At 57.6% G+C, this 13297-nt stretch carries 9 protein-coding genes; 4 read left to right on the top strand and 5 right to left on the bottom strand.

The features are described from left to right. The first annotated feature begins 246 nt into the window (after positions 1-246). A complete protein-coding gene (locus NBT81_RS14100) occupies positions 247-483 on the top strand; it encodes a PAS domain-containing protein (protein WP_425498670.1) in 237 nt (78 codons plus the stop codon). Here the strand turns inward: NBT81_RS14100 and NBT81_RS14105 are convergent. Then, a complete protein-coding gene (locus tag NBT81_RS14105) occupies positions 473-1465 on the bottom strand; it encodes a transposase (protein WP_338737836.1) in 993 nt (330 codons plus the stop codon). The genes NBT81_RS14100 and NBT81_RS14105 overlap by 11 nt on opposite strands. Before the next feature lie 138 nt (positions 1466-1603). Here NBT81_RS14105 and NBT81_RS14110 point away from each other — a divergent pair, with 138 nt between their 5' ends. From NBT81_RS14110 to NBT81_RS14120, 3 genes are all read left to right on the top strand, one after another. Then, complete coding sequence (locus tag NBT81_RS14110) at positions 1604-2854, top strand: PAS domain S-box protein (RefSeq protein ID WP_338739486.1); 1251 nt, start codon at positions 1604-1606, stop codon at positions 2852-2854. Positions 2855-3247: 393 nt separating this feature from the next. Beyond that, positions 3248-4258 carry a tyrosine-type recombinase/integrase gene (locus tag NBT81_RS14115; RefSeq protein WP_338739487.1) on the top strand — a complete coding sequence of 337 codons (1011 nt, stop codon included), beginning with the start codon at positions 3248-3250 and terminating at the stop codon, positions 4256-4258. A gap of 840 nt (positions 4259-5098) precedes the next feature. Further along, on the top strand, positions 5099-6133 hold the full coding sequence (locus NBT81_RS14120) for a hypothetical protein (RefSeq protein ID WP_338739488.1): 1035 nt from the start codon (positions 5099-5101) through the stop codon (positions 6131-6133). Between the two features lie 243 nt (positions 6134-6376). On the opposite strand, the gene NBT81_RS14125 is transcribed toward NBT81_RS14120, so the two are convergent. The 4 genes from NBT81_RS14125 to NBT81_RS14140 all read right to left on the bottom strand — a co-directional run bounded on the left by NBT81_RS14125 (position 6377) and on the right by NBT81_RS14140 (position 12869). Continuing rightward, positions 6377-6748 carry a hypothetical protein gene (locus NBT81_RS14125; RefSeq protein ID WP_338739489.1) on the bottom strand — a complete coding sequence of 124 codons (372 nt, stop codon included), beginning with the start codon at positions 6746-6748 and terminating at the stop codon, positions 6377-6379. 76 nt (positions 6749-6824) lie between these two features. Further along, positions 6825-9521, bottom strand: coding sequence for a DUF1156 domain-containing protein (locus NBT81_RS14130; RefSeq protein WP_338739490.1), 2697 nt, complete (start codon positions 9519-9521; stop codon positions 6825-6827). After that, positions 9488-10387: an alkaline phosphatase gene (locus NBT81_RS14135; RefSeq protein ID WP_338739491.1), complete on the bottom strand. Its 900-nt coding sequence runs from the start codon at positions 10385-10387 to the stop codon at positions 9488-9490. Before NBT81_RS14135 ends, NBT81_RS14130 begins: the two co-directional genes overlap by 34 nt. Beyond that, the gene (locus NBT81_RS14140; RefSeq protein ID WP_338739492.1) at positions 10371-12869 is read right to left on the bottom strand and encodes a DUF499 domain-containing protein; all 2499 of its coding nucleotides are present in this window, start codon (positions 12867-12869) and stop codon (positions 10371-10373) included. The genes NBT81_RS14135 and NBT81_RS14140 overlap by 17 nt, the downstream gene beginning before the upstream one ends. Positions 12870-13297: the final 428 nt, after the last annotated feature.

The raw sequence follows: 13297 nt of genomic DNA on the forward strand, positions 1-13297 counted from the left end.
CGACATCGCTCGGGTCGTCCCGAAAACGGGTGTGGCGGTCGACCGCGAACGAGAACGAGGCGTCCACCCAGAACGCGTTCCACCCCGTCGGCGTCCGAATCCGCGGACGCGGAACTGCAGGTCGTCGGCAGCAGCGGAGAAGGCACGGATGGACACCGTGAGAGCAGTCACTCGGTATAGAACGACCCGAAGCGGTTGCGGACGAGCGACGGCCAGAGGATCACCTGTGAATGGCACAATCGTGTCGTGACCGACGAGGACGACGGGGTCGTCAGTATCTTCTCTCAGTTTCAGGACGTCACTGAACGTACAACTCGGCAACGGGAGTTGGAAGCACAGGTGACAGCGATGGAAGCAGCGTCGGATGGCATCGCTATCCTCGACCACGACGGGGAGTTCGTCTACACGAACCCGAGTCACGCGGCCATCTATGGGTTCGATAATCCGGACGGAGGGTGTCATAGAACTCTTCTCACACCGTGATGATTGTGCTTCCCGGATTGTCTCCGCGTTCGTAGTTGGTGATTGCGACGACGAGGCGCAGACACAACGCGAGGAACACCTGCGCTCGTGCATGGACGCGGCCTCGGGCGTGCGTTCGCCCGAGGCCGCAGCCCTTGACTGATTCGTTGGTTCGTTCGACGCCACTCCGGCGGTTGTACGTCTCGTCTAGCGTTGATTGCTTCAGCTGAACGTCGTTGCTGTGTTTTTCAATGCGGTCTTCTACCCTGTACTCGATATCTTTCGGGTCGTCGGTGTTTCGTGGATTGTACGGAGCGACTGGCACGACCCCTGCGGCCAGCAGGTGGTCGTGCCAGTCGAGCGTGTCGTAGGCACTGTCTCCAAGCATCCACATCGGTTTCCCGACGGCGAGCGCGTCACGCGTGACGCGCATCGCCGTCTCTTCTGGTGCTTGTTTGCTCTCGGTGAACTCGGCTGCAATCGGGATCTTTTGCCCGGTTGAGACGATCGTGCAGCCGTAGCCGTAGTAGTACTCGTCATCGGTTGGATCATAGCACTTCGATGCGTCTGGATCGGCGGGCATCGCTCTCACGTCGGTTGAATCGATAGAATACGTCAAGTCGAGCAGGCCCCGCAAGGCGGCCTGCTCGACGAGATGGTCGAAGACCCGGTCAACAACGTGCTCAAGATCAGTGAGGAATCGATCGACCGCGTCTCTCGACGGCGGTCGATCGAAGCTACAGCTGAGCCAGACAACGGTGTTGTTCAGTTCTCGTGCAACCGGACGGATACCGTAGATGTTCTTGTAATAGCAATGGAGAAAGCCACGCATCATCTCGGGCGGCTCAAGATCTCGTGTTCGCCCCGTCTCCGCCGGGGCGAACACGTCGAACCCTTCAAGAAACTCGAAGGAGAGGTGCTCGAACAACGCCAACGTCTCCGTTTCCACGGCATTGAAGAACGATTCTACCGAAGGATCATCTTGCAGGGTCGCTGAACGCATTCCACCTCAGCGTTCACCCTGCTCTTTGGTATGCGAACTGTTCTATGACACCCTCCGGACGATCTACTGGGCAAGACGTGGCGGTCCTGTTACGACGAGGCTGCAATCCCCCGATTCGAGGACGAGATCCTGCCGGTGTTGGGTGAGGAGGGAAAGTGGCAAGGTGAAATGACTGTCACAACCGCCGCAGGCCGGGTCCTCCGTCAAGAATTGACGCTCACACAGTTAGACGACGGGCGAGCCGTCTGTGTCGTTCGGGATATCACCGACCGGGCGAATCTCGAAAGCGAACTGACAGACACCGTTGAACGGTACGAGACACTCGTAGAGAACTTCCCCGAAGGCGGTGTCTTCCTCTACAACGAAGGTCACGAGTGCATTCTTGCAGGAGGGGCTGGGCTCTCCAGTCACGGGTTGTCCACTGACGAGGTCGTCGGTTCCCGGCCGAGTGACCGCTACCCACCGGAGATTGTTGAAGAGCTTGAAGGTCACATTCGGGATGCCTTCGAGGGGGCACACAGCAGGTTCGAGCAGGCGTACGGCGACCAGTACTACCGGATCTGGACGCTACCGGTCGGAGACGATGAGGCCCCCGATCACGTAATGGCGGTCTCGCAAGAGATCACCGACCGCAAGGAACGCGAGCAGGCGATCGAGGACTTGCACGGTACCGCTCGGTCGTTTATACAAGCTGAGACGTCCGAGGAGATTGCGGACATTACTGTCAACGCAGCTCGAGACATCCTCGATCTGCCAGCCAGTTCAGTACACCTCTACGACGAGGAGAGCGACAATCTGCCACCAGCTGCATGGACTGATCGGTTCGACGCGATCATCGGAAAACCTCCGACGTTCTCCGATGGCGAAAGCCTCGGATGGGAGGTGTTCGAATCGGGTGAGCCACACGTCTACAATGACGTTTCGGCCGCCCCCGGACGTTTGAACCCGGACGCGGACGTTGGCAGCCGGATCATCCTTCCGCTCGGCGATCACGGAGTCTTCCTGATCGGATCGGAATCGACCGACGCGTTCGATGAGACGGATGAGTCGCTCGCACGTACGCTTGCGACCCACGCGACGAGCGCATTCACCCGGATCAGGCAAGAACAAAAACTCCGTGAAGAGCGAATCTTCATCGACCAGGCCCTCGATACACTCGCGGATCTCTTCTACGTCATCGAACCGGATGGTACGTTACGTAAGTGGAACGACCGGTTTTCGGAAGCCGTGGGCTACACAGACGAACAAATCGGCGACATGCGGGCAGTCGACTTCTTCCCCGAGGATGACCGTGAGCGGGTAGCCGACACGATCGAGGAGGCAGTGACTACCGGTTGTCCGTCAACGACCACCGTATGTGTGCGACGTATCCGTGACACGACGACATAGAGCCAGTAGTTGAACAGTCCTAACGGTCGGATAGACCAAGGCGGACGCTCGTTCCGTGTCCCACATCTTTCGCTGAAGGGTCAGCGGCCGAGACATCGACCGTCATCGCACAGGACGACCTACGACGCGGGTGACATCGACGACTGGACGGGGATCCTATCCCTCCCCCTCACGGGATGGGTTCGACGAATCGCTGCGCGTGAACACCATGCGCCCCGATACGGGTTCGAATCCCGGTAACCGTTTTCGTCCTCGCTTCGCTCGGACGGAAAACGGGCGTGGCGGGATTCGAACCTTGCGTCGGGCCTGACGGCCCGACTAACCACCGCTCGCTTCGCTCGCGGTGGCGCGGTCGAGAGGTTAGGAACCGCTGGTGTTCGACGGGATCAGACCATGTCCGACGAACTCGAACCCATCGACCCCGACGAAGCCGTACAGATGTACCTGCACGAGCGTCGACCCGAAGTCGCCTCATCGACGCTCCAGTCCCACGAGTACCGCCTCAAGCACCTCATCCGATGGTGCGAGCAGGAAGGCGTCGACAACCTCAACGAACTGTCTGGGCGTGACCTGCACCGCTACAAGCTCTGGCGGCAGGAAGACGGTGACCTGACCAAGGCGAGCCTGAAGACCCAGATGGACACAGTGCGGGTGTTCATCAGTTTCTGCGAATCGATCGACGCCGTCGTGCCCCAACTCCACGAGAAGGTACTGTCGCCGACGCTCTCGGGAAGCGACAACCAGCGGGACGTGATGCTCGAAAGCGAGCGAGCCGACGAGATCCTCGGCCACCTGCGACGCTTCGAGTACGCCTCACTGGAACACGTCCTTCTCTGCCTCCTCTGGCGCACGGGTGTCAGAGCAGGCGGCGTTCGAGCGCTCGATGTCGACGACTACGACCCCAATGAGGAGCGTCTGAAGGTTCAGCACAGGGACGAGACGCCTCTGAAGAACAAGGAGGACGGCGAGCGATACATCGCGCTGACCACCGAGACCTGCACTGTCGTCGAGGATTGGATCGCGTATGAACGTCCAGACGTTGTCGACGACGAGGGTCGAGAGCCGCTACTGGCGACCAAGCAAGGCCGACCCCACATCTCGACGGTTCGGGACATCGTGTACCGCTGGACGCGACCCTGTCAGTACGGGAGCGGCTGTCCCCACGACCGCGATCCCGACGAATGCGAAGCGGGGAAGCACGGGCACGCCAGCAAGTGTCCGTCGTCCGTCTCTTCGCACGCCGTCCGTCGCGGGGCAATCACGCACTTCCTGACCGAGGATGTCCCGGAGAAGGTCGTCAGTGATCGCATGAACGTCAGCCAGGAGGTACTGGATGAGCACTACGACAGACGGAGCGAGGAGGTGAAGGTCGAACAGCGACGGGAATATCTCGACGGGATGTAGTCAGGAAGGCCCGTCATCGGCCTTCTGCGAACTCTGGAGTAGACTTGGATGATTACCTCTCGTGTCTCGGGGCACGTCTCGCAAACTGTCCTGAGCACGGTTTCTCAGACATTACAGAGCAAAGCATGGACACGGGGATGATCAGTCGTCGCAAGAAGCGCCCCGGCTCACCACCCGACAGTGCAGACGGATACGACGATTGGCTCGCAGGATGGAAGCGGCCACCAGATCCTGACGATCTAGACGAGGGCCAATTGCTGGAGGTTCAGACGGATGATCGAGATCCGGAATCGGCCATCGTAACGGGCACATCCGACGACGGCATCAGCATCCGCACTGAGCATCTCCCCTGGAGGAGGATGGGCTATCCATCTTAGCGGTCGAAGACGAGAATTTCTCTGCTATGCTTGATTTTCCGGACTGGGTAGAGTCGTAACGAGACGGCTGAAGGTTCAGACAGGCGATCGAGTCCGGCAATTCGACCGACAGAACCGAAACCCGAAACTTCCCACCTTTGCGACCCGGATACCTTTCCCGTAGAACGCGATCACATTTTTCGTGGATAAACCGAGTGTCCTTCGCTTATTTGAACATTCAGCGCGCATCGAACATCTGTCCCCAAGTGTGGTTTTCACGAACTGCCGTGCTACATCAAGTTCTCAGGATGGTTCTCTTGGAGCCTTCGGCGGCTGATGTGATTAGTTTGCTGAATACAGAGGATATATTCGGCACGATTCCGACAATCTGTCGGGAGTAGAGCGTTCAACAAAGGTAGAATGCACAGCATGAACAGATACTTACCGGTGCCGCAAGCAAGTAAGTCTCGACGTAGAGGTGACAATGGATAGTAACACCCTCGTACCGCTTATTTTTCTGTATACCAATAATCGTGCCTCTATTGACGGCGCAACGCGGTTCCAGAAGCTCGTGTTTCTTGCACAGGAGGAGGATGATATCCCCGATGCATACGATGATTTTCGACCAGATAGGTTCGGGCCATTCTCAAAGTCACTCCACCATGATCTTGAGGTCTTCCGGCAAAAGGGCTACATTGAGCGGAACGTGGTCACCAATGAGTACGGCCAAGAGAAACATATCTACTCACTATCCGAGCGCGGTATCCGTATCACAAAGGAACTTATTGATGATTACAAGCCGTTTTTCGATGTTGCGGAATCAATCAAAGGCAGATATAACAGCCAACCGCTGCCAGATCTCTTGAAATACGTTTATAGGAAATATGAGGGCTACCGAACAGCAACTGAGATCGACACTGCGAGTTTGTTTGATCCAGATGCTAAATCTGAATTTGAACACGCATCGTCAATCGGTGGCGAGCCAAAGCCGGTCGCCGAGTTACTTCAACCGACTCCACATACTCTGTATCAGCTTCCGAAGCGCGATACAAACGCGTATATCTACTACTTCACAGACTCTACCTATAGCCAGCCGAATAGTAAGTACAAACAGCTGGACGATCAGTTAACACTGTTAGGTCGCCATCGACAGCAACTTGAGGTTGTGATCATTGATCGAGACCGGACAGACCCTACTCTGTGGAAGATTCTTATGAATGGTCTCGATATTGATGACTATCCCGCAATCGTTGTTGCCGGACGTGAACTCGGTGTTGGTGATGTCACTATTGCGGATTCTATGTTTACGCCAACACCAACCGACTACGCAACTCTTGAAAACGGTATGCTCTTAGACGACATACTACGAGACGTTGATGAGACGCGGGACTTCCTAAACGGCTTGTATGATGCCGCACTCACCAATTCGATACAGTCAGGAATGAGGAAAGAAAAAGTTATACAAGGATTAAGTATTGGAAAAGACCAGATTGAGAAGATACTCACTATTTCCACCTAAGCAATCTAATTGCCTTCTGAGTAATATCTGATGGATCAGACTGGCTAGAATCCTCAATAATCCTGTCCGAGGTACGTGTCCTTTGCAAGCTTAACCAAGACCGCAGTCAGAGAATAGCCGCTAACATCACGGAAAGTCTACTGTATCCAGTCCCTCGAACCTGAAGCACGCACCGAGTGATTTCCATCCTCTCAATGGTGAGGTGCTGCAAGGGTGCAGAGCGATCCATCTCTCCCACTGCGACTACGTCTGAACGTTGAACTCGCCGGCGTACCACCCGACACCCTCTTGATCGATACTCCCCCCGAAGATCGTCATGAGTCGGATGTCTGTATCGTCGATCGGGAGTACCCCTCCCTTCCAAGACTCAACGTCGTCGACGACGAACTGGATCACCGATCCCTGATTCATGATGAAATTGACTCGGTCGAGGAGCATATCGTGGACACTCTCGGCGGCATCCTCGGGATCGTCCGTAGTCGCGAGGTAGTCGTCGAGTCCGGTGACGGTCACGTCAAGGGGGAGTTCCTCCCGTTGATCGACCCGCCGGAGGAACTCGACGATACTCAGTTCGTCGTCGTAGACGCCGTGCTTCGCGGCGGCGTCCTGCGACATAACGTGATAGCGGATTTCCAGCGTCATCGATCAGTTGGCTGATACTGTGTCGGTTTGGTTCATAAACCTGTGGCGCTCAGAAGTCGTCGAGGTCGAGCTGTTCGTCGGTACGCTCCTCGACGTAGTCGGCGATGTCCGCGTAGTCTTCGTCGTTCTCGATCTCTGCGAGTCGTCGCAGGGCTGCGATCGACTCGGTGTCGCTCCACTTTCCGAACTCCTGAGCGAGGCGGTCGGCCTCGTAGAGGTATCGGAGGTAGTGCGCCCGATCGATCGCCAGCGGGTCGCGTTTGCCCTCGATGGCTTCGGCTCGCTTCTCGGGAGAGAGCACGGCCAACTGATCCCCTTCTTGCTGGAGCAGGCGCTCCGTGACGAGTTCGGCGACATCCACGCCCCGCGTCCGGAGATCCTTGTTGAGCGAGTTGTAGGAGACGGTGTCGCCCCGACCGAGCACGTAGGTCAGGTAGACGGCGCTGAGGGCGTCCATTTCGTCGCTGAGGGTCTGGATACGCTCTTCCATCAGCTGCTCGTCGACGATGTCGCGGATCGTCCCCACTGCGTCGTCGACCGACATCTCGCTCTCCTCGTGGGTGACGTTCGGGAAGTGACGGGAGTACACTTCGAGGCACTTGCCCATCGTCACGGCGAAGATGTCCCCTTGCGTGAGCCGCGAGCCGCTCTCTTCGAGGCGATTGATTTCCTCCTCGGCGCGGAAGTAGATCTCGTCTTCCAGCGAGCGCCAACTGACCGTTTCGGGGTCTTCCGCTCGCTTCCGACACACCACAATCATGTCGTACTCGATGTTGGCCTTCTCATGAATATGGGTCGAGCCACGCATCTCCCCGCGGATGGGGTACAGGGAGGTGACGTAGAATCCTGCGTTGAGCACCGACTTGAGTACCGAACTCCAACCTTCCGTGTCCTTATGATGGAACGTGAAGGCCATGATTCCATCATCCTTCAGCTTGTCGTGGGACTCCGAGAAGACGTTCGTCAGGGTCTCGATGAAATGGCCCTCGTCTCGGAACGTCTCCACGTTGTCCTCTCCCTTACGATCGACGACCGCCTCGCTCGCCTTCGGTGTGAGTTCAGCGGTGAAGTGGTCGTACTCCTCTTCGAGCACCTGCTTGAGCCAGACGTAGTAGAAGTCCGCCACTTCCGCGTACATGACGTTGTCAAAGTACGGTGGGTCAGTGACAACGGCGTCCACGCTCTCGTCCTCGACCGGGAGGTACTCTGAGGTCCCACAGCGGAGGTGGATATTGTAGGTCGCGTCTTCTAGACCTTCGACGGGGTCGCCGATGCGGTCGGGGTCGTCAGTCACGAAGCCTTCTATCTTCCCGACGCCGTCGCGCTGTTTTGTCTCACCGTTTTCGACGTACTTCTCGTAGGGGTTCTGGCAGAATTCCTTGCCTGCTCTCATCTTGTCGAATTCACCGGAGAATGTTCCTCGCCCATACTCTGTCCCCCAGACGTTATTCTCAACGGGGGTGTGGCGAGCGGTAATCGTGTGCCGCTTATAGATCCCAGTGAGCTTATTATATGGCTTATCGTACTCGCAGAACATATTATTGTACGCCAGAGAGCTTGAAAACGCCAATAAGAGGAGTTCCTTGATGTTTTGATCTTCTATATTGTCGATCTCGCTGAGAATTTTTGAGAGACCGAGTAGCTGTCGAGTGTTAAACATCTGATCGTACCGCTCGTAGCCGTGCTTCCGAGCGAAGTCAGACGTACCGACGTACCGCTCTGTTTCAGGGATTGGTAGCTCTGATCGCTTTTCTTCAAATTCCGACTCTGCTTCCGCAAACAGTTCTCGGTCGAACTCCGTCGCAGGTTTGTATCCCTTCTCGTCCGTCTCAGGACAGTAGTATTCGACGGCGTAGAGCGACTCCTCGGGCTTACCGAATCGCTCGACGCTCTCGATGATCGACATCTCGGGATGCTCGTCACAGTGCGGGCAGGTGTAGTTCTTCCGCGTGACGTGCCCCGCGTCTTTCGGGACGTACTCACAGGAACACTCGGGGCAAGTCGTCTCACTACGATAATCGTCCGTCTCGAAGATGTGCCAGCAGTCGGGACAGATAACGTTGTAGTGGTCGTCCTTCGATGACCGAGCATTCGAGAGCCGATAGTCCTTGAACAGGGGCACGTTCTCCCCACAGTTCCGACACGGCAACTCCTTCACCCAGAAGTAGTACATCGCGTCGGCGTGCTCGTCACAGTGCGGACACTCCGTTCGATAGTAGTCCTGAATCTCCTCGCCGACGCTCGCTTCGAGTTCCTCGAACGCGGCGTCGAGTTCGTCTAGTTCGACCGGCTCGACTTCCTTCTTGACGACGAACCACGCGACGGGGTTCAGTTCGCTCCCGATGGCGTTACACCCCAAGCGGAGCGACTCGACGATGCTCGTCCCGCCGCCCATGAACGGATCGAGCACGGTTTTCCCGTCGAAGTCGACATCTTCGAGGTAGTATTCCCAGAGCGCGTCAGGGTTGTCCCAGTCGATCTCCGGAAGCCCGTTCTCCTCTTGGAACGTCGACTGTCGCTCGCCACGGACGGACATCTCCCCGTCGGCGAGAGAGTAGAGTAGCATCGTCCGGAAGACCGAGCCGAGCCGTCGCGCCCACCACTTGTGCATGGTGTAGACGGGACGGTAGTACCGCTTGGCGTGGGCTTCTTTCTCCGCGATCTCGTTTACCTGATCGATGGGGAACGAGATCTCGATCGGGCGTCGATCCGTCATCGCTGAACCTCCAGACGAGGGGTAAGGCATTCCATGAGACTCAGACCACCGTGTTGATAGACGCTGTATTTCCCGCGAACCGGCCAAGTGTACCGACCGACCGGCATATAGTAACCGTCCGCCTCGACCGCCAGCCGATCCTCGACGAGGTCGTCCGCGTCAGCCTCGTCGACGCTGATGAATCGCTGACCGCCGAACGTGTCTCGAAGTCTGTTCTTCTCGTGCTCGCTAATGGCGAAGGAGTATCCCGACTCCTCCCGCACGTAGCCGTGATCCGCCCCGACGACGATCCGATCCGCGTCGAGTTGGTCGAGGATCGACCGGAACACGTAGAGGGAGTCGTCGTAGGCGTCCTCGACCGACGATAGCTCGGTCTTCCCCTCCTGAATGTTCTCCAGCAGGGCGTCGGGGTATCGGCTCCAGACGAACCGTTCGTCGCCCGACAGCGAGGGATCGAGGTCTCGAACCGTCGCGGAGGGGTACTCCCGTTCGAGATCCGAACACCCGACACGGTTCTTGTACGGTGTCGTCTCCGAGGGAACCGTCGCATACGAGTAACTCACGTCCACGTCGTACCCATCCGCTTCCAGCGCCGAGGCAAACAGTGCAGCCTCGCGGACGCTCATCGCGTCCATGACGAGGAACGCACCGTCGTCGGGAACTTCGATCGACGCCTCGTTGACACAGCGCCACGGGAGTACCTCGCTGTAAAACTCCCAGTAGATGTCGACGAGCGTCCGCTCCAATTCAACCGATGCCCACTCTCGGTCGTGGTCGTAGTGCTCGCTTGGACCTTCAGACGGCGGCCACCAGATGTCCCACAGGACCTCCCAAACGACATCTACGGGATCGTCCGCCTCGACTAGCGACTCCAGTCGCTCACTCGTCAGCGTCACGCTCGATCACCACCGTTGCCTCGATCTTCTCGCCGTCCGGAAGTCCGTCGATGAGGTCGATGAGTTCCGACTTCGAGAGGGCGTCGACATCGTAGGACAGTCGGACGTGCGTGGCAGTGTCGGTCGTCTCGTTGATTCTCGATTCGGCGGTGCTCTTGAGCACCCGTGCCGAGTTCCCTTCGAGAGAGACTTCGACGGTTTCGGTCGACCGCTCCGTCCCGGTGGATTCGGTCTCGTCGTCTCCGTTCGAATCATCCTCGATTTTGTCGTCCGTTTCATCATCTCCTCCCCAGTCGGTAATGCCTCCTCCCGAGTCGTCACCCCCTGTTTCGTCTTCGTCATCATCGGACTCTTCGCTGAATACCGACTCCGGGAGCTTGTCGGGATGTCGAATCGTCATCTCGTCCTCGATTTCCGTGGGATACTGACCGAGATCGCCGACGTAGAAGTTGGCTCGATTGCCTTCGAGTACGATATCGCCCTTCCGCTGGAGTTCGCTCACGGCGGAGTAGAACACACCTTCGTCGAGAAGGACAGGGAGGCGACGGAACTGGAGGAAGTCGTTGAGAAGTGATCCGACGCGAATACCACCCTCGTTCTCCCTGACGCGGGCAACGATTTCCTCCCCGACGTAGGTCGTGTCCTTCCCAATCCGTTCCTTGACCGCTTCGATGTCGGGATCGACCGTGATTCGACGGAGCCGGAGATCACCGTCCGGGGTACTACTCCACTTGACCCACTTCCCGTAGCGATCCTCCAATTCTTTCCGGAGCTGTCGGTACTCGTCGCGGATCAGCGGCTCAAGCTCACCCTGCTCGTCTTCGACCTTGCCGCGAAGATTCTCCGCTCCAAACACCCGCGCCGCCTTACTGACGATGTCGTCGTCTTCGAGGACGCTTTGTTTCGGCGTGATGAACTGGACGGTGTTCTGATACCGTCGCTCCTCGAAGAACGCACTCAGTTCCGACGTGAGTGTCCCGTTGGAGATGTTCTCCAGCGTCACCACGAACGTCTGCTTGCTCTCGTCCGGTACGTCGTCGTAGCCGTAGACGTAGACACTGCCGTCGAACACCTCGTCTCGGACAACGTCCACGAGCTTCTCGACGGCCCGATCACGGTTCTCTTCGAGGATGCGCTCCTGCTCGCGGGTGATCAGCGCGGTCAGCTTCGGGTCTTCGGTGATGAAGTAGCTCCCGTCCTGTTTGTCGAGGTAGTGAGCCGTGCCGTAGAGTCCCTCTAGCGTCATGTGGAGGCGGTCGACGGTCGTCTCGTCGGGCTTGAACGTTCCCAGAAGGCACTGGGTCGTCGAAGCCATCTGGGATCGATCGTCGAGCGTGTAGAGGAGGATCACCTGAAGCAGGTCGACTCCGTGCTCGGTTTCTCCAAGCTCCTCTTTGTCCGAGGTGAATCGGTCGAACAGCGTTCGGTTGATCCCCCGGAACGCCCGCGGGTTGACATCCGAGGTGACGACGAGATCCGTCTCGTCGTGTACCTGACGGACGGTGTCGGCGAGGACGTTCATCACGCCCCGGACGTTCTGGCGTTCGCGGGCTGCCTCGTAGATACTGTCGAGCAGGTCGAGCAACTCCGGATGGAAGGGATAGGTCTCGACCATCCGATTCTCGTAGCGTTTCGGCTCGTCGATCTCGATCGGGAACTCGTAGCTGTCGACGTACTGCTCCACGACCGATCGAACCGTGCTCTCGTCGATGTCGTCCGGCGTCCCCTCGAACAGCCGGTGGATGATGATCCGTTCGCGGTCGCCCGTGGCGTTCAGATCTTCGGCGTGCGGATTCGTTCGGTCGAGGATCTCCTTCAGCCGGTCGCTCCTGTCGAGGAGCGTGATGAAAGCGAAGAGATCCCCGTTCGGATCGTTGGCGACTTCGAGAAGGTTCTGGAGGAAGAAGCGATTGCGTTCGAGCAGATCTCTGTCGGCCTCCTCGGAGAACGATTCCCACCACGACTCGATTTCGTCGAAGAACACACCGAAGGTGCCGTTCTCGGCCAACTTCTCGACGTGATCGGTCGTGGGATACCGATCGATCTCCTCCAATACGTCCTCTCGCCCCGCACTACGATAGATCGGCTCCCAGATCAGATCCGCATCGGTCTCGCTCGTCGAGACGATGGCGGCATCGGAGTCCGTCGGGAGGTCGATCGGGATGTCCCACTCGTCGGCCCACGATTGGGCGACAGTTGGGTGATTGAACATATGGTAGAGCACGAGTAGCCCGTGGGACTTACCGGAGCCATACGGTCCGGTAAGCATGATTCCGCCCTGACTGTCTCGCCCGTTGAGCTTGTCGGCGACTCGATCGAAGATGTTCCGGAGGGCGTTCGAGGGGTACGTAGCAGTGAGCAAGCGATTCGGATCGTTCTCAAGTCGCTCGTCATCGCCAGTGACCTTGTGGGCTTGGAGGACCCCTTGGAATCGTCCTTCGAGGACTTCGTCGCGGGGAGTGAGAAGTTCGGAGATTTGCATGGGAGTGTATGCTTGGTCTGTCGATAAGAGCGAGGGTGAATAATAGGTGGGGTTGGCTTCGAAGGGGAAGATTGACCCTCTGAGGTTAGATTGACACATTACGTCTGAGCCTTCAGACGCGTATTCGACCGCCCGTACCGGGTTTCAGTTTGTCATGGGTGTCGAAGTGAACCACGAGTGATATAAATTGAGTCATACCCAAAGGGACGTATGGGTAACCCAGACGGATACACGACGATACGTGCCCATCGAGACGCTCGCAACGAGGCTCGTAAGACGAAGAAACGACTCAATCTGTCGTGGAACCAGTTTCTCCGACAGGCAGCGGACGAGCTAGACTCCGATAGTAACGATTAGTTAGACAACAAATGCCGGGGATCACCAGTCCCCGACGAGACGCAGCCGCCTGAACCCAAGACTGGCAAACT

Origin of the sequence: Haloplanus sp. CK5-1, from assembly GCF_037201915.1 — an archaeon.
GTDB lineage: Archaea > Halobacteriota > Halobacteria > Halobacteriales > Haloferacaceae > Haloplanus > Haloplanus salilacus.